The sequence below is a fragment of the Pseudomonas sp. S3_E10 genome (assembly GCF_054667615.1).
Window position 1 is genome coordinate 3,543,652 of the sequence record NZ_CP162743.1, and the last position, 23,134, is coordinate 3,566,785.

General features: G+C 62.5%; 21 protein-coding genes. 8 read left to right on the forward strand and 13 right to left on the reverse strand.

Features of this window, described 5'->3' with window-relative positions; translation table 11 throughout:
• Nucleotides 1–41 precede the first annotated feature (41 nt).
• Nucleotides 42–803: a YdcF family protein gene (locus AB4N98_RS16205; RefSeq protein WP_065876737.1), complete on the forward strand. Its 762-nt coding sequence runs from the start codon at nucleotides 42–44 to the stop codon at nucleotides 801–803.
• A gap of 57 nt (nucleotides 804–860) precedes the next feature.
• Here the strand turns inward: AB4N98_RS16205 and lnt are convergent, their stop codons facing one another.
• The 5 genes from lnt to miaB all read right to left on the reverse strand — a co-directional run bounded on the left by lnt (nucleotide 861) and on the right by miaB (nucleotide 6,265).
• A complete protein-coding gene (lnt, locus tag AB4N98_RS16210; protein ID WP_017528926.1) occupies nucleotides 861–2,384 on the reverse strand; it encodes an apolipoprotein N-acyltransferase in 1,524 nt (507 codons plus the stop codon).
• An 8-nt stretch (nucleotides 2,385–2,392) separates the two neighbouring features.
• Nucleotides 2,393–3,232: an HlyC/CorC family transporter gene (locus AB4N98_RS16215; RefSeq protein WP_017528925.1), complete on the reverse strand. Its 840-nt coding sequence runs from the start codon at nucleotides 3,230–3,232 to the stop codon at nucleotides 2,393–2,395.
• Nucleotides 3,233–3,277: 45 nt separating this feature from the next.
• Nucleotides 3,278–3,736: an rRNA maturation RNase YbeY gene (ybeY, locus tag AB4N98_RS16220; protein WP_460148802.1), complete on the reverse strand. Its 459-nt coding sequence runs from the start codon at nucleotides 3,734–3,736 to the stop codon at nucleotides 3,278–3,280.
• On the reverse strand, nucleotides 3,729–4,733 hold the full coding sequence (locus AB4N98_RS16225) for a PhoH family protein (RefSeq protein ID WP_003176276.1): 1,005 nt from the start codon (nucleotides 4,731–4,733) through the stop codon (nucleotides 3,729–3,731). The genes ybeY and AB4N98_RS16225 overlap by 8 nt, the downstream gene beginning before the upstream one ends.
• Before the next feature lie 203 nt (nucleotides 4,734–4,936).
• Nucleotides 4,937–6,265, reverse strand: coding sequence for a tRNA (N6-isopentenyl adenosine(37)-C2)-methylthiotransferase MiaB (gene miaB / locus AB4N98_RS16230; protein ID WP_017528923.1), 1,329 nt, complete (start codon nucleotides 6,263–6,265; stop codon nucleotides 4,937–4,939).
• 131 nt (nucleotides 6,266–6,396) lie between these two features.
• On the opposite strand from miaB, the gene AB4N98_RS16235 reads away from it, so the two are divergent.
• Complete coding sequence (locus AB4N98_RS16235) at nucleotides 6,397–6,723, forward strand: DUF1820 family protein (RefSeq protein WP_003236992.1); 327 nt, start codon at nucleotides 6,397–6,399, stop codon at nucleotides 6,721–6,723.
• A 10-nt stretch (nucleotides 6,724–6,733) separates the two neighbouring features.
• On the opposite strand, the gene AB4N98_RS16240 is transcribed toward AB4N98_RS16235, so the two are convergent.
• The 4 genes from AB4N98_RS16240 to AB4N98_RS16255 form a co-directional block, all read right to left on the reverse strand.
• Nucleotides 6,734–7,288: a tetratricopeptide repeat protein gene (locus AB4N98_RS16240; protein ID WP_017528921.1), complete on the reverse strand. Its 555-nt coding sequence runs from the start codon at nucleotides 7,286–7,288 to the stop codon at nucleotides 6,734–6,736.
• Nucleotides 7,289–7,513: 225 nt separating this feature from the next.
• On the reverse strand, nucleotides 7,514–8,797 hold the full coding sequence (hemL, locus tag AB4N98_RS16245; protein ID WP_017528920.1) for a glutamate-1-semialdehyde 2,1-aminomutase: 1,284 nt from the start codon (nucleotides 8,795–8,797) through the stop codon (nucleotides 7,514–7,516).
• A gap of 11 nt (nucleotides 8,798–8,808) precedes the next feature.
• Nucleotides 8,809–9,438 (reverse strand): thiamine phosphate synthase, encoded by a 630-nt coding sequence (gene thiE, locus AB4N98_RS16250; protein WP_065876739.1) that lies wholly within the window; start codon nucleotides 9,436–9,438, stop codon nucleotides 8,809–8,811.
• Between the two features lie 18 nt (nucleotides 9,439–9,456).
• Complete coding sequence (locus AB4N98_RS16255) at nucleotides 9,457–10,254, reverse strand: hydroxymethylpyrimidine/phosphomethylpyrimidine kinase (protein ID WP_017528918.1); 798 nt, start codon at nucleotides 10,252–10,254, stop codon at nucleotides 9,457–9,459.
• A 272-nt stretch (nucleotides 10,255–10,526) separates the two neighbouring features.
• Here AB4N98_RS16255 and AB4N98_RS16260 point away from each other — a divergent pair, with 272 nt between their 5' ends.
• The 4 genes from AB4N98_RS16260 (at nucleotide 10,527) to AB4N98_RS16275 (ending at nucleotide 16,912) form a co-directional block, all read left to right on the forward strand.
• Nucleotides 10,527–12,917, forward strand: coding sequence for a hybrid sensor histidine kinase/response regulator (locus tag AB4N98_RS16260; protein WP_137220295.1), 2,391 nt, complete (start codon nucleotides 10,527–10,529; stop codon nucleotides 12,915–12,917).
• A 69-nt stretch (nucleotides 12,918–12,986) separates the two neighbouring features.
• A complete protein-coding gene (locus tag AB4N98_RS16265) occupies nucleotides 12,987–14,642 on the forward strand; it encodes an acyl-CoA dehydrogenase family protein (protein ID WP_065876741.1) in 1,656 nt (551 codons plus the stop codon).
• A 90-nt stretch (nucleotides 14,643–14,732) separates the two neighbouring features.
• The gene (gene amn, locus AB4N98_RS16270) at nucleotides 14,733–16,205 is read left to right on the forward strand and encodes an AMP nucleosidase (RefSeq protein WP_003176267.1); all 1,473 of its coding nucleotides are present in this window, start codon (nucleotides 14,733–14,735) and stop codon (nucleotides 16,203–16,205) included.
• Nucleotides 16,206–16,276: 71 nt separating this feature from the next.
• Nucleotides 16,277–16,912 (forward strand): pseudouridine synthase, encoded by a 636-nt coding sequence (locus AB4N98_RS16275; RefSeq protein ID WP_017528914.1) that lies wholly within the window; start codon nucleotides 16,277–16,279, stop codon nucleotides 16,910–16,912.
• On the opposite strand, the gene AB4N98_RS16280 is transcribed toward AB4N98_RS16275, so the two are convergent.
• A complete protein-coding gene (locus AB4N98_RS16280; protein WP_025999909.1) occupies nucleotides 16,907–17,116 on the reverse strand; it encodes a DUF2788 domain-containing protein in 210 nt (69 codons plus the stop codon). The genes AB4N98_RS16275 and AB4N98_RS16280 overlap by 6 nt on opposite strands.
• Before the next feature lie 134 nt (nucleotides 17,117–17,250).
• Entirely contained in the window at nucleotides 17,251–17,730 is a 480-nt protein-coding gene (locus tag AB4N98_RS16285) for an Lrp/AsnC family transcriptional regulator (RefSeq protein WP_003194418.1), read from the reverse strand.
• A gap of 416 nt (nucleotides 17,731–18,146) precedes the next feature.
• On the opposite strand from AB4N98_RS16285, the gene AB4N98_RS16290 reads away from it, so the two are divergent.
• Entirely contained in the window at nucleotides 18,147–19,178 is a 1,032-nt protein-coding gene (locus AB4N98_RS16290) for a DUF6515 family protein (RefSeq protein ID WP_460148805.1), read from the forward strand.
• Here AB4N98_RS16290 and AB4N98_RS16295 read toward each other — a convergent pair.
• On the reverse strand, nucleotides 19,175–20,068 hold the full coding sequence (locus AB4N98_RS16295) for a cation diffusion facilitator family transporter (RefSeq protein ID WP_017528911.1): 894 nt from the start codon (nucleotides 20,066–20,068) through the stop codon (nucleotides 19,175–19,177). The two genes, AB4N98_RS16290 and AB4N98_RS16295, sit on opposite strands and share 4 nt — an antisense overlap.
• Nucleotides 20,069–20,077: 9 nt before the next feature.
• The gene (locus AB4N98_RS16300; RefSeq protein WP_017528910.1) at nucleotides 20,078–20,497 is read right to left on the reverse strand and encodes a hypothetical protein; all 420 of its coding nucleotides are present in this window, start codon (nucleotides 20,495–20,497) and stop codon (nucleotides 20,078–20,080) included.
• Nucleotides 20,498–20,607: 110 nt separating this feature from the next.
• Between AB4N98_RS16300 and hrpB the strand changes: the two genes are divergently transcribed.
• Entirely contained in the window at nucleotides 20,608–23,118 is a 2,511-nt protein-coding gene (gene hrpB, locus AB4N98_RS16305; RefSeq protein WP_065876746.1) for an ATP-dependent helicase HrpB, read from the forward strand.
• Nucleotides 23,119–23,134: the final 16 nt, after the last annotated feature.

Genomic DNA, 23,134 nt, shown 5'->3' on the forward strand with positions numbered 1-23,134 from the left:
CCCGTTACACCTTAGGCTTCGGGCATCTTTGGAGATGCCCGATGCCTATTCGTTACTTCATCAAACAACTGCTCCTGCCGCCCGGCATTCTTTTGCTGCTGCTGGCGTTTGCCTGGTGGTTTCGCCGCAGTCGCCCACGGTTGGCGGGCTGTTGCTTCGCCTTGGGCCTGGGCGGCATGTGGTTGGTCAGTTTGCCGGTGATGGTGGAGTGGGGCGCGCGTGCCCTGGAGACCGAGCCGCCATTGGCGCCCGAGCAGTGGGCGACACTGGCGCAGCGTGCCGACGCCATTGTGGTGCTGGGGTCGGGGCGCGAGCGTGGGGACCCGGCGTGGGGCAGCGACCAGCCTACCGGTGTCGGCCTGGAGCGCCAGCGCTATGCCGCGCGACTGGCCAAGGCCTCCGGGTTGCCGGTGCTCACCACAGGCGGCTTGCATTACGGTACGCCGCCCAGCGAGGCGCAGTTGATGGCGGTGTCGATGCAGGACGATTTCGGCGTGAGCGTGCGCTGGAAGGAAGAGCGCAGCCGCACCACCTGGGAAAACGCGCAGATGAGCGCTGAAATCCTATTGCCGGCGGGCGTCAAGCGCGTGGTGGTTGTGTCTCAGGCCTGGCACATGTCGCGGGCGGTTTGGAGTTTTGAAAAGGCTGGCCTCACCGTGGTGCCGGCGCCTGTGGGGTTCCTGGGCGTGGACAACGCCCGGCCGCTGGGCGGCTGGATGCCGGAGTTCAAGGCGGTGTGGCAGAGCGGGCAGTTGATCAACGAGGCGGTGGGGCAGGTGGGTTATCGGTTGTTCTATCGCTGACCCTACTGATTAAAATGCAAAAAATGTGGGAGGGGGTTTGCCCCCTCCCACATTGAGTCAGACAGTTTTGGCCATCCGGGCCGCCAGCAGCGCCCAGCCAAACAGCACCAGGCACACAATAATCAACGGCCACGAACGCCATTGCAGGTACGGCGTGAGGTCGTGCATCGGCACTACTTCGCCATACAGGATGCCGCGTTCGAACTGCGGGATCTGCGCCGTGATCTGCCCAAACGGGTTGATCAGCCCGGTCACGCCATTATTGGTGGCGCGGATCATCCAGCGGCCGGCCTCCAGCGCGCGCATCTGCGCCATTTGCAAATGTTGCAACGGACCGATCGAGCGGCCGAACCAGGTGTCGTTGCTGATGGTCAGCAGCAGGTCGCTCTGGGCCGAGAGGCTGGCGGCGAATTCCGGGTACACCACTTCGTAGCAAATGAACGGCGCGATCTGATAGCCCTTGGCCTGCAACATGGCCTGGTCAGCGGGGCCGCGGGCGAAGTCCGACATCGGCAGATCGAAGAAGGCGATCAGCCCGCGCAGCATGTCCTGCAGCGGTACGTACTCACCGAAAGGCACCAGTTTCTGCTTCAAGTAGGTGCCGTCGCCTTCACCCACCACGGTGATGCCGTTGAAGTAGCGCTTCTGATGATGCACTTCCTGGCGAATGGGTACCCCGGTGATCAGCGCGGTATGCCGGTCGGCGGCGAACTTGCCCATCATGCCCAGGTAGCCCTCTACCGATTCCTTGAGCACCGGCACGGCGGTTTCCGGCCAAACCAGCAGGTCGACGGGCTTGGACGTGAAGCTCATGTCGCGGTACAGGGCCAATTGCGCGTTGAGCTGCTGCGGGTCCCATTTCATGCTTTGTTCGACGTTGCCCTGAATGGCCGCCACGGTGAGTGGGGCGCCGGAAGGGCTGGTCCAGGCGTGATGCTTGAGGGCCAAGCCGATAGCCCACGGCGCAACCAACAGCACCAGGCCCGCACCGATAAAAGCATTGCGCTTGGCGGCCAGCAGGCGCGGCAGGTTGCACAGCAAGGCGGCCGTGAGTGCCAGGGCAAAGGAAATCAGCCACATGCCGCCCACGGGCGCCAGGCCGGTGAGCGGGCCATCGAGTTGGCTGTAACCGGAATACAACCACGGGAAACCGGTGAGGAACCAACCGCGAAAGGCTTCCTGGCCCACCCATAACGCGGCGAACGTCAGCGCATCCGCCAACGGCGCTTCATTGCGACGTAACCAGCGTGCCCATAACCAGGCTGGCAGGGCGAAGAACCAGGCGATGGCGGCGGTAAACAACAGCATCAAAAAGCCAGCCAGCAGCACCGAAGCGCCACCGAAGTGGTGAATGCTGTAGTAGATCCAACTGGTGCCGGCGCCAAACAGGCCGAAACCGAAACACCAGCCACGGCCAAGCGCCTGACGCGGGGTGAGTTCCCGCAAGCCCACGTAGAACAATCCCGCCGCCACCAGTGCAAACGGCCACAGATCGAACGGCGCCAGCGCCAGGGTGGTGATGGCGCCGGCCACCACGGCCAGCAAGTTACCGGGCCAGCCGGGTGCGATCAAACGGCGCATGTCAGTCCTTAGCGGGCAATAGGTGTCAGGCGAATCAAGTGGATCCTGCGGCTGTCCGCATTCAGGATGCGGAAGCGATAGGCGCCGATCTCGGTGGTTTCGTTACGCTTGGGCAGATGGCCAAACGCATTCATCACCAGGCCGCCAACGGTGTCGAACTCATCGTCGGAGAATTCGCTGTCGAAGAACTCGTTGAAGTTCTCGATCGGCGTCAGCGCCTTGATCAGGAAGTCACCGCTGGGCAGCGGCTTGATGTAGCTGTCTTCTTCGACGTCGTGTTCGTCTTCGATGTCGCCGACGATCTGTTCCAGCACGTCTTCGATGGTCACCAGGCCCGCCACGCCGCCGTATTCGTCGATCACAATGGCCATGTGATTGTGGTTGGCGCGAAATTCGCGCAGCAGCACATTCAGGCGCTTGGATTCGGGGACGAACGTGGCCGGACGCAGCAGGTCCTTGATGTTGAAGCTGTCACCGTTCTCCTTGAGGATCAGCGGCAGCAGGTCCTTGGCCAGCAGGACACCCATGACGTCGTCATGGCTTTCACCAATGACCGGGTAGCGCGAGTGCGCCGAGTCGATCACGGCCGGGAGGAACTCCCGTGGAGTCTGGGTCGCCTTGATGCTGATCATCTGCGAGCGCGGGACCATGATGTCACGCACTTGCAGGTCAGCCACCTGGATGGCGCCTTCGACGATGGCCAGCGCTTCGCTGTCCAGCAACTTGTTCTGATGGGCCTCGCGCAGCAGCTCCAGCAGCTCCTGGCGGTTTTTCGGCTCGTGGGCAAAAGCCTGGGTCAGTTTACCCAGCCACGACTTCTGCCCGTTGCTCGATCGGTCTTCGCTCATAGCGATTACTCTGAATCCTTTATCGTTACAGTTAGTAGGTGATGTTCAAGCTTCGTCAGCTGCATACGGGTCGGGATGACCCAGTTCTGCAAGCAACGTTCGTTCCAGTGCTTCCATTTCCTCGGCTTCCTCATCGTCTATATGGTCGTAACCCAAGAGATGCAAGCAACCGTGAATGACTAGATGAGCCCAGTGGGCTTCAAGTTCCTTGTTTTGCTCCTTCGCCTCACGCTCGACGACCGCGACGCAGATCACCAGATCGCCCAGCAAGGGAATGTCCAGTAACTCATCGGGTACGTCGGCGGGGAAGGACAGCACGTTGGTCGCGTAGTCCTTCTGGCGCCAGGTGTGGTTGAGTTCGCGGCCTTCTGGCTCGTCCACCAGGCGGATGGTCAGTTCCGAGTCGGCGCTGCGCTGGCGCAGGGCCAGCTCGCACCATTGGCGAAACTGCGCTTCGCTGGGGGCGGGCTTTGTGCTTTCAAGCTGCAGGTCTAGCTCAAGCATCGCGGCGAACGTCCTTTGACAGCCCGTCATCACGGTGTTCGAAGCGCTCGTAGGCCTCGACGATGCGCTGCACCAACGGGTGGCGCACCACGTCCTTGGGCATGAAGTGCGTAAAGCTGATGCCCGGCACGTCCTTGAGCACCTCGATCACCTGGCCCAGGCCCGACTTGGTGCCCTTGGGCAGGTCGACCTGGGTGATGTCGCCGGTGATCACGGCAGTGGAGCCGAAACCGATGCGGGTCAGGAACATCTTCATCTGCTCGACGGTGGTGTTCTGGCTTTCGTCGAGGATGATGAAGCTGTTGTTCAGCGTACGGCCGCGCATGTAGGCGAGCGGGGCGATCTCGATCACCTGGCGCTCGATCAGCTTGGCCACGTATTCGAAGCCGAGCATCTCGTAGAGCGCGTCGTAGAGCGGGCGCAGGTACGGGTCGATCTTCTGGGCCAGGTCGCCGGGCAGGAAGCCGAGCTTTTCACCGGCTTCAACCGCTGGGCGCACCAGCAGGATGCGGCGTACTTGCTCGCGCTCCAGGGCATCGACCGCGCAGGCCACGGCCAAGTAGGTCTTGCCGGTACCGGCCGGGCCGATGCCGAAGTTGATGTCGTTGCCGAGGATTTCCTTGACGTAGCGCTGCTGATTCAAGCCGCGAGGGCGAATCATGCCTTTTTTGGTGCGCAGGGCCACGCTGGCTTCGGCCACGGGATTGTTGGCCAGGTCTTCCACGGCGGACTCTTGCAGGTACAAGTGCACCGTTTCCGGCGACAGTTCACTGCCTTTGGTCTCGCGATAGAGACGACGCAGCAGGTTCTCTGCGGACGTGGTGTGTTGGGGTTCACCAATAAGCTCGAACTGATTGCCGCGGTTGCGGATCTCGATGCTCAGGCGTTGTTCGATCAGACGCAGGTGCTCGTCGAACTGTCCGCACAGATTGGCGAAACGGCGAGCCTCAAACGGCTCGAGGAGAAAACGATGGGGTTCTACTATGGGTGCGTTCAAGGTCGCTTTTAGCCGCCCTTTGGCTGTTGATGTGAAAGAGAGAATAACGCCAGTGGCGCGGGTGCGAAAGCACTTACGTCATCGCAATGCTGCACGGTTCCAATGTGGGAGGGGGCTTGCTGCCGATAGCAATGGGGCAGTCAGTACATTTGATACTGACACACCGCTATCGGGAGTAAGCCCCCTGCCACACTGGATCACATTTATTGCACCAGCGAGCCGCGCAACGAGTGCGGTTGCGCCGCATCGATATGCACATCGGCAAACTGGCCGATCAAGGTCGGGTTGTCGCAGCGGAAATTGACGATGCGATTGTTCTCGGTGCGGCCCTGCAATTCACCGGGGTCTTTTTTGGAGTAATCGGTCACCAGAATGCGCTGGATCGAACCGACCATTTGTCGGCTGATCTCGAAGCCCTGCTGGTTCAAGCGATGTTGCAGCGCATTTAGCCGTTCCTTCTTCAGCGCCTCCGGTGTTTCGTCCAGCAGGTCGGCCGCCGGTGTGCCTGGGCGCTGGCTGTAGACGAACGAGTAGGAAAAGTCGAAACCAACGTCTTCGATCAGCTTCATGGTTTGCTGGAAGTCTTTCTCGGTTTCGCCGGGGAAGCCGACGATAAAGTCCGAACTGATGCAGATGCCCGGCACCGCTGCGCGTAACTTGCGCAGTTTGGATTTGTATTCCAAGGCCGTGTGGTTGCGCTTCATCGCCGACAGAATGCGGTCCGAACCCGATTGCACCGGCAAGTGCAGGTGCTTGACCAGTTCCGGTACCTCGGCGTGAGCCTGGATCAGGCTGTCGGAGAACTCCAGCGGGTGCGAGGTGGTGTAGCGAATGCGTTCGATACCGTCCACCGCCGCCACCACGCGGATCAGTTCCGCCAGGTCGGCCAGGCGCCCGTCATGGGTCTGGCCACGATAGCCGTTGACGTTCTGGCCGAGCAGGGTCACCTCGCGCACGCCGTTTTCGGCCAGGTGGATGATTTCCGACAGCACGTCGTCAAACGGCCGGCTGACTTCTTCGCCACGGGTGTAGGGCACCACGCAGAACGTGCAGTACTTGCTGCAACCTTCCATGACCGACACATAGGCGCTTGGCCCGTCGATGCGTGGCTCGGGCAAATGGTCGAATTTTTCGATTTCGGGGAACGAGACGTCAACCTGCGGCAGCTTGGTAACGCGGGCGGCGTCGATCATTTCCGGCAGGCGGTGCAGGGTTTGCGGGCCGAACACCACATCTACGTAGGGGGCGCGATCGCGGATGGCGGCGCCTTCCTGGCTGGCCACGCAACCGCCGACAGCGATCACCATGTCCGGGTTGGCCAGTTTCAGTTCACGCCAGCGACCCAGTTGCGAGTACACACGGTCCTGGGCCCGTTCGCGGATCGAGCAGGTATTGAGCAGGATCACGTCGGCATCTTCGGCGCGGGCGGTGACTTCCAGGGCCTGGTGTTCGCCCAGCAGATCAACCATGCGCGAGCTGTCGTACTCGTTCATTTGGCAACCGTGGGTTTCGATATAAAGCTTCTTGGCCATGGGAATCGTCAACTGGTGGTAAAGAACCGCGCATTATAGGGGGCATGCCCATTGGTTCCTAGCGTTGTGCATCGGGTGCCATGCTATAGTTCGCGCCCTCTTTTATATCCCCGATGTGTTATTCGCCCACCATGACCAAACGTGAAGCTCCAATCTACAAGGTGATTTTCCTCAACCAGGGCCAGGTGTTCGAAATGTACGCCAAGCAGATCTATCAAAGTGATCTGTGGGGCTTCCTGGAGGTGGAAGAGTTCGTCTTTGGCGAGCGCACCCAGTTGGTCGTCGACCCGGGCGAAGAAAAGCTCAAGGCTCAGTTCGAAGGCGTTGTGCGCAGTTTTGTGCCGATGCATTCAATTGTGCGCATCGACGAAGTGGAGCGCCTGGGCACGCCGAAAATCAGCGAGGCGCGGGGCGTGAGCAATGTCATGCCGTTTCCGATGCCGATGCCTGAGAAGTAAGGCTGGTGGGTCAGGGCAGGGGCGAGAAGGGCGAGCGCCCATCGGCGCTCTGCAATTCCTGCAGGTAGTTGCGGAAAATCTGCCCCAGCACCTGGGTCGCCACTTCCAGTTCATCGCGTTGCATGTGCTCGGCGACCTCGTCGGCGGTGTCCAGCGCGTCTTCGGCGCCGTTGACCGCGGCCATTTTCAGCACGATGTACGCCTGAACGTTATTGGCCGGTACGCCTTCACCTTTGAAGAACATGGTGCCGAGCTGGAACTGTGCCTGGGCGTGGCCCTGCAACGAGGCTTTCTCGAAGTAACTCAAGGCCTTGTTAAGGTCACGGGCGGGGTTTTTGCTGTCGTGGTAGTACTCGCCCAACTCGTATTGCGCCTGCGCATCCCCACCGTCGGCCTGCTTCTGGCACGCGCTCAGGGCTTCGGCCTGGCTGTCCGGCTGGGTATTGAGGGTGCAACGACCCATCGCTGGGATTAACAACGAGTTGCCGCCTGCTTGTGCATGTGCCAGCAGCGGCTGAAGGAGCAACAGGCAGCCCAGAACCAGGGTGCGGCCGGTGCGTTTCATGGGAATCGACTTACCTCTGACGGGGCACGCGGACCCTCGTAGGGTCCAATAAGCGCGCATTATGAAATAAGCAGGCCCCTGCTTACAAAGTCTTTACTCGTTTTTCTGCTGGTCAGGCAAGTTATCTGCCGGATTACAGGTGAATTCTCAGACAAATAGGGAAATATCTGTAAGCAAGGTAGCAAATTTGACACCGCATGGGCGGTGTCAAACCTGCGCGGCTGTTTATTTCAGGGCTGCGAACGCGCGTTCAGCGGCATCCAGAGTCAGTTTCAACTCGGCATCACCATGGGCGATTGACGTAAAGCCTGCTTCAAAGGCGCTTGGTGCCAGGTACACACCGCCTTCCAGCATCAGGTGGAAGAAGCGCTTGAACAGGCCGGCGTCGCTGGCCATTACGTCATCGAACGTGACGATATCGTCGGCGCCGCTGAAGTACAGGCCGAACATACCGCCGGCCTGGGTCGTGACGAACGGGATACCGGCTGCATCCGCACGTAGTTGCAGGCCGTCGAGCAGGCGCGTGGTGTAGTCGGTCAGCTCGGCATGGAAGCCCGGGCGGCTGATCAGGCGCAGGGTGGTCAGGCCGGCGGCCATGGCCAACGGGTTACCGGACAGGGTGCCGGCCTGGTAGACCGGGCCCAGCGGCGCGATGTGCTGCATGATGTCGCGCTTGCCGCCGAAGCAGCCGACCGGCATGCCGCCGCCGATGATCTTGCCGAAGGTGCTCAGGTCCGGCGTGACGCCGTAGTGCGCCTGGGCGCCGCCGAGGGCAACACGAAAACCGGTCATCACTTCGTCGAAAATCAGCACCACGCCATGCTTGTCGCACTGCGCGCGCAGGCCTTCGAGGAAGCCCGGCGCCGGCGGTACGCAGTTCATGTTGCCGGCTACCGGCTCGACGATGATGCACGCCACCTCCTGGCCCACTTCGCTGAGCATCTGCTCGACGGCGCCGATGTCGTTGAAGGGCAGGGTCAGGGTGTGTTTGGCGAACGCCGCCGGCACGCCGGCCGAGCTTGGCACGCCCTGCGTCAGCGCGCCGGAGCCGGCTTTGACCAGCAGGCTGTCGGAGTGACCGTGGTAGCAGCCTTCGAACTTGATGATGCTGTCGCGGCCGGTGAAACCGCGCGCCAGGCGGATCGCGCTCATGGTGGCTTCGGTGCCGGAGCTGACCATGCGCACCATTTCCATCGACGGCACGATTGAGCACACCAGGTCAGCCATTTCGGTTTCCATGGCAGTCGGCGCGCCATAGGACAAACCGTGTTCCAACTGTTTGCGCACCGCATCGAGCACGTCCGGGTGGCTGTGGCCCAGGATCATCGGGCCCCAGGAACCCACGTAGTCCACATAGCGTTTGTCGTCTTCGTCGGTGACGTAGGCGCCTTCGGCATGTTTGAAGAACAACGGCGTGCCGCCGACGCTTTTGAACGCACGCACGGGCGAGTTCACACCGCCGGGGATGTGCTTCTGGGCATTGGCAAACAGGGTTTCGGAACGTGACATGTGCGGGCTCTCTAAACTGAATATTTAAGAAGGTCGTTAAAGGCGCGGGCGCGGCGCGTCACTTCCTGGGTGGTGTCGGCACCGAATAGGCCGTGCACCGCCGCGAGCAGGTCGGCGCCGTGGGCCACCAGGGGTTCGGCGTTCTCCAGGGTGACGCCGCCGATCACGCAGATCGGCAGGTGCAGGCGCTTGCGCGCATCGGCCAGCATTTCAACGGTGGCGGCCGGGGCGCCGGGCTTGGTCGTGGAATTGAAGAAGCGACCGAAGGCGACATAACTGGCGCCTTCCTGTGCGGCCTGCTCGGCTAGTTCGATCCGGCTATGACAGGTGGCACCAATGATCGCCTTGGACCCGAGCAGCGCACGGGCTGGCGTCAATGGGCCGTCGGTCTGGCCCAGATGCACGCCGACGCCCAGGCGCGCGGCCAATTCGGCGTCGTCGTTGATGATCAGCTGGGTTTTATAGCGCGCGCACAACTCCTTGAGCTTTTGCGCTTCACGCAGGCGCCGGGCGTCATCGCTGCTTTTGTCGCGGTATTGCAGCAGGGTCACGCCACCTTCCAGCGCCGCTTCGACGTAGGCGAGGAATTTGCCGGCCAACAGTTGGCTGTCGGTAATGGCGTAAAGGCCACGTAATTTCATCGTGCAGGCCTCTCGGTATCAGGAGCAGAAATCCAGTGGCAGGCGGCGCGGTACAAATTGGCCCTGCCCGAGTTGCTCGGCGTCACGCAGGGTGCGCCAAGTGTAGTTGAGCGCCGATTGCACCGCGCTGGCCAGGCTTTCGCCCTGGGCGATCCGCCCGGCCAGGGCGCTGGCCAACGTGCAGCCCGAACCGTGATAGCTGCCCGGCAGGCGCTGGCAGGTAAAGGTCTGGCGCGTGCCATCGCGGCTGTACAAGCGGTTATGCACTTCATGCTCATCGCCATGGCCACCGGTGATCAACAGGTGCTTGATAAACGGCAGCAGCTTGTCGGCGCATTCGTCCGCCGTGCCGTGCGGCAGTTCGGCAAGGATGCGCGCTTCGGGTAGGTTGGGCGTGGCGATCAGCGACAAGGGCAGCAGCCGCTCGCGCATGGCGTAACCCACTTCATCCTTGCCCAGGCTGCCGCCGCCGCCGGCCCGCAGCACTGGGTCGCATACCACCGGCAGGTGCGGGTGCGCCTGCAGCAGTTCGACCACGGTGTCGACCATCGCGGTGGAGCCGAGCATGCCCAGCTTGACCGCCGCCACTTCGGAGTCGCCCAGCACGGCATTGGCCTGGGCCAGCACCCACTCGCGGTCGAGCACGCGGAAATCGCTGACATTGACGGTGTTCTGCACGGTCAGCGCGGTGACGGCCGGAGCCGCGTGGCAACCCTGCGCGAGCAGGGCTTCGATATCTGCCTGCAAGCCGGCGCCACCACTGGGATCATGGCCGGAGAGACAGAGAACAACAGGGCGAGAGCTGTAGATATTCATGGTGCGCGAGCTTACCACCAAACGCTTTTTGCGTGGCTGTCGGGCGAAGGGGGATTTTTGACGGGAAATAGTGCTTTTGGATGCGCAATTAATCGTTACAGCGCTCTGTAAGCCTTGTACTAGAGCCTTTGTGGGAAATCTTCAATGGTGTCCAATGGCCTTTGCCGGCTATGCTAGAGTGGATCCAAACAACTTAACTGTATTGCCGGTGTACGTCTGCTCAAAAGGAATGGGGGCTTTTGACACGACCGGACAGGCCACGCTGGGGCTCTATGCGCTATTTGCTGATTTTATTGTTGTGCGGGCTACCGATGCTCGCCAGCGCCATCGAGTTCAACCAGGACACGCGCAGCCTGCCGCTGGGCCGAGCCATGCAAGTGCTCGAAGACCCGACCGATGCCCTCACCATTGCCCAGGTCAGCGCACCTTCCGCCGCCCGGCAGTTCAAGCCCCACGAAAAAGACACGCTCAACGCCGGCTACTCGCGCTCGGTGTTCTGGCTCAAGGTCGACCTGCACTACCTGCCTCAGAACCGCGAGGCCCAGCGCACCTGGTTGCTGGAACTGGCTTACCCGCCGCTGGACCACCTCGACCTGTACCAGCCCGACAGCACCGGCACCTATCGCCTGGCCGGGCGCACCGGGGATGCGTTGCCGTTTTCGGCCCGTGAGATTCGCCAGAACAACTACCTGTTCAAGCTCGACTTCACCCCCGGCGAGGCGAAAACCGTTTACCTGCGCCTGCAAAGCGAAGGCTCGATCCAGGCGCCGCTGACCCTCTGGTCCAGCACGGCGTACCTTGAGCAACAGCCGTTGCGCCTTTACGTCCTGGGCCTGATCTATGGCGTGCTGCTGGGAATGCTGGTGTACAACCTGTTTATCTACCTCAGCGTGCGCGACACCAGCTACCTCTATTACATCTTCTATATCGCCTCGTTCGGCATGTACCAGTTGTCGGTCAACGGCGCGGCGGTGGAGTACTTCTGGCCGAACAACCCCTGGTGGGCGAATGCCGCGACGCCTTTTCTGATCGGTGCATCGGCGCTGTTTGGCAGCCTGTTTGCGCGCAGTTTCCTGCACACCGCGCAACACAGTCGCTGGATCAACCGCCTGCTGCTGGCGCTGGTGGCCTGCGGCGCGGTGGTGATGTTGCTGTCGCTAATGACCAGCTACGCACTGGCGCTGCGCCTGGCTACGGGCCTGGCGCTGGTCTTCACCCTGAGCATTTTTGTGGCCGCCATCAATGCCTGGTACTGCGGCCAGCGGGTGGCGCGCTATTTCATCATCGCCTGGTCGGCGTTCCTGCTGGGCGGGGTGGTGAACACACTGATGGTGCTGGGCTACCTGCCTAATGTGTTCCTGACGATGTACGCCAGCCAGATCGGCTCGGCGATTGAAGTGGCGCTGCTTTCCCTGGCCCTGGCCGACCGCATCAACGCAATGCGTGAACAACAGGCGCAGATTCTGCTCGACGCGAGCCAGAAGCTCGAAGTGCTCAACCAACAGTTGGCGCGCAGCAACCGGCTCAAGGATGAATTCCTCGCCACCCTGACCCACGAACTGCGCACGCCGATGAACGGGGTGATCGGCTCGTTGGAGCTGATGCAAACCGTGCCCCTGGACAGCGACCTGGCGCAGTACCAGCAAACCGCCGCCGGTTCGGCGCGGGACATGATGCGCATGGTCAACGGCATCCTCACCCTGACCGAATTGCAGGCCGGGCGCTTGAGTGCCCAGCCTCAGGTGTTCAGCCTGCGCGGCGTGCTCGACAGCCTGCGCCAGCAATTCAATGCCAGCGCCCAGAGCAAAGGCCTGGCGTTTTCCATCGACGTGGCCGATGAACTGCCGGACCGCGTGCGCGGTGACGCCGACAAGCTGCTTCAGTGTCTGGACTGCCTGCTGGACAACGCCTTCAAGTTCACCCACCAAGGTGCCGTGCGCCTGCGTGTGGTGGGCGTGCCGGAGAGTGATGGCGGCTTGCGCCTGAGCTTTATCGTCACGGACACCGGTATCGGTTTTGCCTTTCTCGACGAGGCCACGCTGTATCAGCGCTTCTTCCAGCTTGATGGTTCCACTACCCGCGAATACGGTGGCCTAGGTATCGGCCTGGCCATCTGCCGGCAACTGATCGAGTTGTTGGGCGGGCGGCTCACCCATCACTCCGAACCGCGCAAAGGCAGCCGGTTCCAGTTGGACCTGTGCGTCAGCCCGGTGGCGTCCGAGCCTAAACCCGCGCCCGATCACCAGCGCTCGCCCCAGGAGTGCACGGTGCTGTTGGTGGATGACAACAGTGTCGGGCAACTGGTGGTGCGCGGCATGTTGCTCAAGCTTGGTTACCGGGTGAAAACCGTGGACAGCGGCCCGAGTGCTTTAGGGGCGTTGCAGGCGGGCAATTTCGACGGCGTGCTGTTGGATATGCCTGAAGGTGATTTCTCGTTGTGCTGCCAGATCCGTGCACTGCCGGGCTGCGGCGAGCTGCCGGTGATCGCTGTGAGCCCATCGCTGAACGTGGCTGAGCGTGAGCACTGCGAGGGCATCGGCATCTCCGAGCGCCTCGCCAAACCCGTACGCTTCGACGCGTTGCAGAGGGTACTGGAGCGCCGGGTTCTGGCTGTAATGGAGGGTGAAAGCGCCGTCAATTCGGCGGGTATGCCACTTTTTTAAGCCAGGTTACGGTGCTTAACTGACCTTCAGGCCCCATCCAAACGCGGCCTTTTTTCCAGGAGGCCCGTCATGCACCCGCACCCGTTTGCCGAAACCCACGACGTCACCAACCAGCCGCCGTCCCTGGACGGCACCAACCTGTACCGCATCGATCTGCCCTTGCAAGACTGGTCGCGCCGCTTTGGTGCCGGCTGGGCAGAGCCACGCATCAATGCCTACGGTGCGCTGGCCGGTGGGCCGTTGATGGCGGCCGGGTTCCTGGCGAATCAGTACAAGCCGGTGTTCAGCAGCCATGACCGCTATGGCCATCGCATTGACCTGGTGGAGTTTCATCCGGCCTACCACGAGCTGATGCGCACCGCCGTCGAACACGGCCTGCCGTCGCTGCCCTGGGCCCATCCGCAATCCGGCGCCCACGTGGCTCGCGCCGCCCTGACGTATCTGCACAGCCAGGCCGAAGCCGGCACCGGTTGCCCGCTGACCATGACCTTCGCCTGCGTCCCGGCGCTGCGCCTGCAACCGGACCTGGCGAAGACCTGGCTGCCAAAAGTCCTCAGCACCGAATACGACCCGCGCAACGTCGGCATCGCCCACAAACCGGGCGCCACCATCGGCATGGCCATGACCGAGAAACAGGGCGGCACCGACGTGCGCGCCAACACCACCCGCGCCTATCCGGTAGGCGCGAGCGGCCCTGGGCAAGCCTATGAACTGGTTGGCCATAAGTGGTTTTGCTCGGCGCCGATGTGCGATGCGTTCCTGACCCTGGCGCAGACCGACAAGGGCCTTACCTGTTTCCTACTGCCCAGGCAGCGTCCGGATGACACTCGCAACGAGTTCTACATCCAACGCCTGAAAAACAAGCTCGGCAATTGCTCCAATGCTTCCAGCGAGGTGGAATTGCGTGGCGCACTGGCCTGGATGGTGGGTGAAGAAGGCCGTGGCGTACCCACCATCATCGAGATGGTCGCCATGACCCGCTTCGATTGCATGGTCGGCTCCAGCGCCTTGATGCGCCAGGCGTTGACCCAGGCCAGCCATCATTGTGCCCACCGCTCGGTCAGCGGGCGCGTGCTCAGCGAACAACCGCTGATGCAAAACGTGCTCGCCGACCTGGCGTTGGAAAGCGAGGCCTCGCTGGCCTTGAGCATGCGCATGGGGCGCGCCCTGGACCACTTGGGCGATGAGCGGGAAGCCAAGTTCGCCCGGTTGGTGACGGCGGTGGGCAAGTATTGGATCTGCAAGCGCGCGCCGGCGATGATCAACGAAGCTGCCGAATGCATGGGCGGTGCCGGCTACGTGGAGGACAGCATCCTGCCGCGCCTCTACCGTGAGGCGCCGGTGAATTCCACGTGGGAAGGTTCCGGCAATGTGCAGTGCCTGGACGTGTTGCGTGCGCTGTCGAAAGAGCCGGGCGTGCTGGAGGTGTTGTTTGTCGAGCTTGGTGATGGACACGGCGACAGGCAACTGGCGCGGCGTATCGAGCAGCTCAAGTCGGCGTTTATGGACACTCAGGATATTCAATACCGTGCACGCCAACTGACCGAGGATATTGCCGTGGCGTTGCAGGCCAAGTTGTTGCTGGAAGCCGGGAATGCGGCGGTCAGTGATGGGTTTATTGCCAGTCGGTTGGGCGAGTCGTCCGGGCGGGTGTATGGGGCGTTGCCGCGTGGTGTGGATGTGGCAGCCATCGTCGCCCGCTCAACCCCTCATTCACCTATGTAAACACGGTCCACATTGGATTGCATTCCAACTCTGCTGTTTCGGTGAGCCCTGGATACAGGCAAGATAAAGGCCTGCACGTCAGAACACAGGATGCTTACCGTGACCGAAGCTTTTGTTGTCGTTCAAACCGCCGAAGAAGCCGTGGACCGGCTGGCCGCTCTGCATGAGCGGGCCACCGGCGCGCTCAACCAGGCCCTCAAGCAATATCTCAAGGACCGCGTCGAACCCGACGCCGCGCAACGCGCACTGTTTCGCTACCCGGAACTGCGTTTGACCTACCACTGCCACGGCGAAGTCCCACAGACCACCCGGGCATATGCCAAGGTGCAATTGCCGGGCACCTACAGCGTTACCGTCACCCATCCGTCGGCGTTCCGTAAATATTTGCTGGAGCAACTGGTGCCATTGATGCACGACTTCACCGTGACGGTCGAAGTGGGCGTCAGCCAGCAGAACATTCCCTACCCGTACGTGGTGGAGCAGGGCGACGAACTGGCCGGTTCCGGCGTGACCGCTGCGACCCTGGCCCGCGTGTTCCCCAGCACCGACTTGTCGGCCGCCACCGATGGCATCGCCGATGGCCTCTATGACTGGGAAAACACCGACCCCCTGCCGCTGGCGTTGTTCGATGCGGCGCGCGTGGACTTTTCCCTGCGCCGCCTGGTGCACTACACCGGCAGCGACTGGCGCCATGTGCAACCGTGGATCCTGCTGACCAACTACCACCGCTATGTCGACCAGTTCATCCTGCATGGCCTGGAGCAACTGCGCAGCGACCCGCGGTTTATCCGCATGGTGTTGCCGGGCAACGTGGTGATCGACAAGAGCATGGACCACGGCGAAGCGTCGGCCATCGCCGCCGGCGTGGTCTGGCACCGCTACCAAATGCCGGCCTATCACCTGCAGGCCACTGATGGCCACGGCGTGACCCTGGTGAACATCGGCGTAGGCCCGTCCAACGCCAAGAACATCACCGACCACCTCGCCGTGCTGCGCCCACATTGCTGGCTGATGATCGGCCACTGTGGCGGCCTGCGCCAATCCCAGACCATCGGTGACTACGTACTGGCCCACGCTTATATGCGCCGCGACGGAATCCTCGACCGCGTGGTGCCGCCGAACATTCCGATCCCGGCCCTGGCCGAAGTGCAGATGGCGTTGCAGCAGGCGGCGGCGAATGTCACCGGCGAAAAAGGTGAAGAGCTGAAAAAACGTCTGCGCACCGGCACCGTGCTGACCTACGACGACCGCAATTGGGAACTGCGCTGGGCCCAGGAACGGCCGCTGATCAACCTGTCCCGCGCCGTGGCCGTGGACATGGAAAGCGGCACCATCGCCGCGCAGGGCTATCGTTTGCGTGTGCCGTACGGCACGTTGCTGTGTGTCTCGGATAAACCGTTGCACAGCGAGATCAAGCTGCCGGGTTCGGCCAACGCGTTCTATGAGCGTGCGGTGAGCCAGCACTTGAAGATCGGCATTGAAGCGGTGGACCTGTTGCGCACCGAACTCAACTCGCTGCATTCGCGCAAACTGCGCAGCTTCGACGAGCCCCCGTTCCGCTAAGCGGTTGGGATGGTTATTTAACGGTCAGGCCACTAGCATTGTCGGCCCTGACCGTTAGATGTTCCTTTGCCATGTCCCGTCCTGCTCGCCCTGATTCGCGCCGCCCTGGCGTGAAACCTCCGCACTCCGCTGCTCGTCGTGTCGCCAAGGCGCCGCCGGCCGAGCCCAAGCTGATCCTGTTCAACAAGCCTTTCGATGTGCTGACCCAGTTCAGCGACGAAGGCGGGCGGGCGACTCTCAAGGATTTCATCGATATTCCCGGCATCTACCCGGCGGGCCGTCTGGACCGTGACAGTGAAGGCCTGTTGTTGCTGACCAACGATGGCCAGTTGCAGGCGCGTATTGCCGACCCCAAGCACAAGTTGGCGAAAACCTACTGGGTGCAAGTCGAGGGCGAGCCGACGGAAGAACAATTGCAACGCCTGCGCGACGGCGTGCAGCTCAATGACGGCATGACCTTGCCCGCCGAAGCGCGGCCATTGGAAGAGCCCCAGTTATGGCCACGCAACCCGCCGGTGCGCTTTCGTAAAAGCGTGCCGACCCATTGGCTGGAGCTGGTGATTCGCGAGGGGCGCAACCGTCAGGTGCGGCGTATGACGGCGGCGGTAGGGTTGCCGACGTTACGCCTGGTGCGCGTGCGCATTGGCGATTGGTCGATCGAAGGCCTCGATCAGGGCCAATGGAAAGCCGTGCCGGCGCGCTTATAAGGCGCCGGACTCGATCAGGCCGATCACCACGCTCTTGATGATAAACGCGGCCACGCCCAGCCCCAGCACAAAAAACAGGATGAACGAACCAAAGCGCCCGGCCTTGGACTTCTTCGCCAGGTCCCAGACGATAAAACCCATGAAAATGATCAGGATCGTGACCAGGCCGGTCATCATCCATTCTTCGAAGAGGGCGGGGTCGATGTTGTCCATGGGCTATTCCGTTGGGGCAGGCGGCAAGTATAGGGCAGCGCTACAGGCGCAACATTGATCTGGATCGAAGCGCAATCCAAATGTGGGAGGGGGCAAGCCCCTCCCACATTTGACCTTCACTGATCTTAGGTGCGCAGGTGGGTCAGGGGAAGCTCGGTACTGTTGAGCACCTGGTTGAGCACAAAGCTCGACCGCACGCTGGTCACCCCCTCAATCCGCGTGAGGTGGCCCAGCAGCAGTTTCTGGTAGTGATCCATGTCCGGGACCACCACCTTCAGTTGATAGTCCGCATCCATGCCGGTCACCAGGCTGCACTCCAACACCTGGGGCAGGGTGCGGATGGCCGCTTCGAAGTTCTCGAAACGCTCGGGAGTGTGCCGGTCCATGCCGATCAGCACATAAGCCGTGAGGCTCAGGCCGAGCATCTTGCGGTCGAGCAGGGCGACCTGGCGGGCGATGTAGCCGTCGTCCTCCAGTTGCTTGACCCGGCGCGAGCAGGGCGACGGTGACAGGCCGATGCGTTCGGCCAACTCCTGGTTGGAGATCCTCGCGTCGCGCTGCAATTCCGCCAAAATACTCAGATCGTATCGGTCAAGCTTGCTCATTGGGTTAGCCTTTGTCGTAACTATTGCGATGAATTATCCATGAAGGGTTAAAAATTGCGCAAGCACTGTTTATTGACGCAATCTTCGCAATCCTCTGTCGGGCGCGGGCGGGTATCTTTATCAACAGAATCACCGCCTGGACAACAGTCCACGCAGCGCGCCCAATCAGGCCCGCTGCGGCCGCCACCCCAGCAGGGTTGAGCCGGCCTCCAGGCTGCACACTGTCCACCAGACGGCGTGAGGTGAGCCAACGTCAAAAGCGTTGAGCATGGACGAAGTTCTCAAGGGGTGGCCGACGGGTCGCCCCTTTTCTTTTTGCCTTAAGAAAATACTTCTCGTGACTGATAACCTGTCTCAGAACCGGGCGAGGCTTTTCCAGTCTCATCTGTAAGCCCTAACCCGCAGTGAGGAAAAGCATGAAGCGCATCTGGCGTATGGCAGGTGTTGGTTTGCTGGTGGTCAGCGTCGGCGCGCAGGTAATGGCCGATGAGCGCGATAACGCACCTCGCGAGGGCCAAGGGCCGCAGGGCCAGCATGAGCGAGGTCCCGAAGGCGGGCGACGGCCGGAAAACGCGCCGCCGCGCCCCGAGAACAATCAGCCACGCCCGCAGAACCCTCACGGTGAACGCGCCGGCCAGTGGCAAGGTCGCCCGCAAGGCAATGAGCCGAGCCGGCCGGCACCGCAACCGCAACCGTCGAACAACCTGCCGATCCAGAGCCGGCCCGACACCGTGCGTCAGACCCAGGAGCCGCGCCAGGGTTACTACCGCGACATCCCCCGGCGCAATGACGACAACCGACATTGGGAGGCTGGCGGCCCTGGCCAGCGCCCCGGCAATAACGGCGGCGGTTTCAACAATGGCCGCCCCGATGACCATCGCTGGCCCGGTCGCCCCGACGGTCATGGCAATGGCTGGGGGCCGGGCCCGCAGTATCGGCCCGGCTATGTGGTGGATCGTTTCCCCGAGCGCAATTTCCGCGTGCCGTATCGCGGGCAGGACTACTTTTTTTCCGGCGGCTACTGGTACCGTCCACAGGGGCCGCGCTACGTCGTAGTGGCGCCGCCCTATGGCATCCGCGTGCATTACCTGCCGGACTATGCGCGTGAAGTGTGGGTGGGGGGCTCGTTGTTGTTTCTTGCCGCGGGTGCCTACTACGCCTACGAAGAAAGCTCCCAGCAATACGTGGTGGTGCAACCGCCGGCGCAAGTGCCGTCGGCACCGCCCGCGCCGCAAGGCAACGGCTATGACGTGGTGGCTTATCCCGCCAACGGCCAGTCACCGGCCCAAGTGCAGCAGGACGGTTACGACTGTTATCGCTGGGCCGTGCAGCAAAGCGGTTTCGACCCGCAGGCCACCACGTACGCCCCGGACCCGGCGGTGGTGCAAACCTACCGCCAGGCCCAGGGTAACTGCCTGAGCAGTCGCGGTTACCAGGTGCAGTATTAAGCCTTGTTGCCGGTGACCACTTCCCGTGGGTCGGCGTGTACCAGCACTTCGGCGCGCGGGTAGGCGTTGTGAATGGCATCGGCGGCCTGGTCGCTGATGCCATGGGCCACAGACAGCGTCAACTCGCCCGGCAACTCCAGATGCAGTTGCACAAACCAATGGTTGCCCGACACGCGCGTGCGCAAGTCATGGGCACCCAATACCCCCGGCACGCCACGGGCCAGTTCGAGCATGTGCTGGCTTACGTCCGGCGGCAGTTCCTCATCCATCAGCACCGCGAAGCTTTCCTTGGCGATGTGGATCGCGCTCCACAAAATATAAGCCGCGATGCCCAGGCCGAACCAGGCGTCCACCTGATGCAAACCGATGGCGGCCAGTACCAGCGCCACCAGGATGCTGCCGTTGAGCAGCAGGTCCGAGCGATAGTGCAGCGAGTCCGCGCGCACGGCGTTGGAACCGGTTTCGCGGATTACCCGGTGTTGCAGCATCAGCAGCGCAACGGTCAGCACCAGCGAAAATACGATCACCCCGATGCTCAACCACGGCGCACCGACCGGTTGCGGGTTGTGCAACCGCTCGTAGGCTTGCAGCGCGATCAACACCGCACTGCCACCAATAAACAACGCCTGGGCCATGCCCGCCAGTGACTCCGCCTTGCCGTGGCCATAGCGGTGGTCATCGTCCGCCGGGCGTAGCGCGTAATGCACCGCCAGCAGGTTCAGCAACGAGGTCACGCCATCGAGCAGCGAGTCGGTCAGCCCGGCGAGCATGCTCACCGAGCCGCTGAACCACCAGGCGATCGCCTTGGTAATGATCAGCACACAGGCCACACCGACAGAGGCGCGGGTGGCCAGGCGCAGGAGCCTGGCGTGTTCGGGACTGCTGGTCATAAGCAGTCCTTACGCGGCAGGTTGCAGGCCCAGGGTGGCGAGTTGCTGCACGCTGCCCTTGAACTGGATCAGGCGCGGGTCGTCCAGCGGCAAGCTGTGGCCGGTTTCTTTCTGGATGATCGATTGCAGCTTGGCGTTGTCGACCTGGCCGTCGGCGCCGATGGCTTCGTGGAGTTTTTCCGGCGCGACTTGGGCGGTCTTGCCCGGCTCGAAATAAATCGCGCCGGTGGCGAAGTCGACGCCAAACGCAATCAGGCCTGGGATCACATAAAACAGCAGGCCTACGGCATCGAGCACGGCGATGGTCGGGTCGATTTTGCCTTCGATCTGGCCACGGCGGTCCGGGTAGAAAATCGAACCGCAGGCGGTGAGTTGGCTCAACAGGGTGACGGCTAAAACACCGCCGATAACACGGGAAGCGATACGCATGGAAACTCTCCTGAACTCGGTTGGTACGCGACTATATAACACTGACCTTGAGACCAGCGTCGGCATGCGGCAGTTCGCCGTTATACTCGCGGCTCTGCTTTGGAGCCAGTATGAATTCGTTGCCCATTGATGATGTTTTACCCGCCCTGCGTGACGCCTTGGCGAACCGCCATGAAGCCGTGCTGGAAGCACCGCCCGGCGCCGGTAAAACCACCCGCGTGCCCTTGGCATTGTTAAATGAGCCCTGGCTGGCCGGGCAAACCATCCTGATGCTCGAACCGCGCCGCCTGGCTGCCCGCGCCGCCGCTGAACGCCTGGCCAGCGAACTGGGGGAAAAAGTCGGTGAGACAGTGGGTTATCGCATCCGCCTGGATAGCAAAGTCGGCCCCAACACGCGGATCGAGGTGGTCACCGAAGGCATCCTCACCCGCCGCCTGCAGGACGACCCGGCGCTGGACGGCGTGGGGCTTTTGATCTTCGACGAATTCCACGAACGCAGCCTCGACGCCGACCTGGCGCTGGCCCTGAGCCTGAACGGCCGCGAGCTGTTTCGCGATGAACAACCGCTGAAAATCCTGCTGATGTCCGCCACCCTCGAAGGCGAGCGCCTGGCCAGCCTGCTGGATGACGCACCGATCCTGCGCAGCGAAGGGCGTATGTTCCCGGTGCAGATGCGCTGGGGCCGGCCGTACCAGCCGGGCGAATTCATTGAGCCTCGGGTGGTGCAGACCCTCCTCGAAGCCTTGCAAGACCAGACCGGCAGCGTGCTGGTGTTTTTGCCGGGGCAGGCCGAGATCCGCCGCGTCCATCAGCAACTGGCCGACGCGCTGGGTGATCGCCAGGATGTGCTGCTGTGCCCGCTGCACGGTGAACTGGACCTCAACGCCCAACGCGCCGCCATCGACCCGGCGCCGGCCGGCAAGCGCAAAGTGGTGCTCGCCACCAACATCGCCGAGACCAGCCTGACCATCAACGGCGTGCGCGTGGTGATCGACGCCGGGCTGGCGCGGGTACCGCGTTTCGACCCCGGCAGCGGCATGACCCGCCTCGACACCCAACGCATCTCCCGCGCCAGCGCCACCCAGCGTGCCGGCCGGGCAGGGCGTTTGGAGCCGGGGGTGTGTTATCGCTTGTGGTCCGAGGACCAGCACGAAGGGCTCGCCGCCTATGGCAGTGCCGAAATCCTCGCCGCCGACCTCGCAGGCCTGGCCTTGCAACTGGCGCGCTGGGGCGTCACGCCCGCGCAACTGGTGTGGCTGGATGTGCCGCCGGCCGCCGCGTATGCCCAGGCCCAGGATCTGCTGGTGCGCCTTGGCGCGTTGAATGAGGAAAAACTCACCGCCCATGGGCACAAAATGGCCGAACTGCCGGCGCACCCGCGTATCGCGCATCTACTGCTGCGCGGGCAGGCTTTGGGGCTGGCGGCAACGGCCTGTGACGTCGCCGCGTTGTTGGGCGAGCGCGATATTTTGCGCGGTGGCGGTGCGGATTTGCACAGCCGTCTGGCGCTGTTGTCTGGTGAAGAACGCGCACGCGCCACTCAAGGTGGCGTGCAACGGGCCAAGCAACTGGCGCGGCAATATCGCGGTTATTTGCGGGGCCAGGCCGTGCAGCCCGTGGCCGATCCTGACCACCCACGCTGGCTGGGCGCCTTGCTGGCACTGGCCTACCCGGACCGCGTCGCCCAGCAACGTCGTCCCGGTGGCGCCGAATATCGCTTGGCCAACGGCCGCGCGGCGCTGTTCGCCGAAGCCGACAGCCTGATGAAACAACCCTGGCTGGTGATCGCCGACCTCGGCAGCCGCCAGGGCCAGCGCGAAGAACGCATCTACCTCGCGGCGGACTTTGACCCGGCGTTGTTTGATACGGTACTCGCCGAGCAAGTGCGCAACGTCGATCAGCTCGATTGGGATGAGCGTGAAGGCGTGCTGCGCGCCGAGCGCCAGCGCAAAGTCGGCGAACTGGTACTCAGCCGCGAACCCCTTACCGGCCTCGACGAAAACGCCCGCAGCCAGGCGCTGGTCAACCTGATGCGCCGCAAAGGCCTGGAACTGCTGCCCTGGACCCCCGAACTGCGCCAATGGCAGGCCCGGGTGATGCTGCTGCGCCAATTGGACGCGGGTAAAACCAGCGAATGGCCGGACGTCAGCGACAAGGCGTTGCTCGCCGGCCTGGAGCATTGGCTGATGCCCTACCTGGGCAAAGTCTCGCGCCTGAGCCATTTCGCCCACCTGGATATTTCCAGCTACTTGCACAACCTGCTGCCCTGGCCGCTGCCCCAGCGCCTGGACGAACTGGCGCCGCAGCATGTGAAAGTGCCGTCGGGGTCATCGGTGCGGGTGGACTACAGCGAACAGCCGCCGATCCTGGCGGTGCGCCTACAGGAACTGTTCGGGCTGGCGGATACTCCGCGCATTGCCGGTGGGCGCCAGGTGGTGAAGCTGCACCTGCTGTCGCCGGCGCGGCGGCCGGTGCAGGTTACCCAGGATCTGGCGAACTTCTGGCGCAGTACCTACGCCGAGGTGAAGAAGGATCTGAAGGGGCGGTACCCGAAACATTATTGGCCGGATGATCCGCTGATCGCAGAGCCGACTGCCAGGATCAAACCCCGAAAGCCGTAACGCCAAAGATCCAAAA

Excerpts from the sequence above, each read along its gene's own strand:
- AB4N98_RS16205 (WP_065876737.1), top strand. The coding sequence starts at position 42 with ATGCCTATTCGTTACTTCATCAAACAACTGCTCCTGCCGCCCGGCATT.
- lnt (WP_017528926.1), bottom strand. The coding sequence starts at position 2,384 with ATGCGCCGTTTGATCGCACCCGGCTGGCCCGGTAACTTGCTGGCCGTG.
- AB4N98_RS16215 (WP_017528925.1), bottom strand. The coding sequence starts at position 3,232 with ATGAGCGAAGACCGATCGAGCAACGGGCAGAAGTCGTGGCTGGGTAAA.
- ybeY (WP_460148802.1), bottom strand. The coding sequence starts at position 3,736 with ATGCTTGAGCTAGACCTGCAGCTTGAAAGCACAAAGCCCGCCCCCAGC.
- miaB (WP_017528923.1), bottom strand. The coding sequence starts at position 6,265 with ATGGCCAAGAAGCTTTATATCGAAACCCACGGTTGCCAAATGAACGAG.
- AB4N98_RS16235 (WP_003236992.1), top strand. The coding sequence starts at position 6,397 with ATGACCAAACGTGAAGCTCCAATCTACAAGGTGATTTTCCTCAACCAG.
- AB4N98_RS16240 (WP_017528921.1), bottom strand. The coding sequence starts at position 7,288 with ATGAAACGCACCGGCCGCACCCTGGTTCTGGGCTGCCTGTTGCTCCTT.
- hemL (WP_017528920.1), bottom strand. The coding sequence starts at position 8,797 with ATGTCACGTTCCGAAACCCTGTTTGCCAATGCCCAGAAGCACATCCCC.
- thiE (WP_065876739.1), bottom strand. The coding sequence starts at position 9,438 with ATGAAATTACGTGGCCTTTACGCCATTACCGACAGCCAACTGTTGGCC.
- AB4N98_RS16255 (WP_017528918.1), bottom strand. The coding sequence starts at position 10,254 with ATGAATATCTACAGCTCTCGCCCTGTTGTTCTCTGTCTCTCCGGCCAT.
- AB4N98_RS16260 (WP_137220295.1), top strand. The coding sequence starts at position 10,527 with ATGCGCTATTTGCTGATTTTATTGTTGTGCGGGCTACCGATGCTCGCC.
- AB4N98_RS16265 (WP_065876741.1), top strand. The coding sequence starts at position 12,987 with ATGCACCCGCACCCGTTTGCCGAAACCCACGACGTCACCAACCAGCCG.
- amn (WP_003176267.1), top strand. The coding sequence starts at position 14,733 with ATGCTTACCGTGACCGAAGCTTTTGTTGTCGTTCAAACCGCCGAAGAA.
- AB4N98_RS16275 (WP_017528914.1), top strand. The coding sequence starts at position 16,277 with ATGTCCCGTCCTGCTCGCCCTGATTCGCGCCGCCCTGGCGTGAAACCT.
- AB4N98_RS16285 (WP_003194418.1), bottom strand. The coding sequence starts at position 17,730 with ATGAGCAAGCTTGACCGATACGATCTGAGTATTTTGGCGGAATTGCAG.
- AB4N98_RS16290 (WP_460148805.1), top strand. The coding sequence starts at position 18,147 with ATGAAGCGCATCTGGCGTATGGCAGGTGTTGGTTTGCTGGTGGTCAGC.
- AB4N98_RS16295 (WP_017528911.1), bottom strand. The coding sequence starts at position 20,068 with ATGACCAGCAGTCCCGAACACGCCAGGCTCCTGCGCCTGGCCACCCGC.
- AB4N98_RS16300 (WP_017528910.1), bottom strand. The coding sequence starts at position 20,497 with ATGCGTATCGCTTCCCGTGTTATCGGCGGTGTTTTAGCCGTCACCCTG.
- hrpB (WP_065876746.1), top strand. The coding sequence starts at position 20,608 with ATGAATTCGTTGCCCATTGATGATGTTTTACCCGCCCTGCGTGACGCC.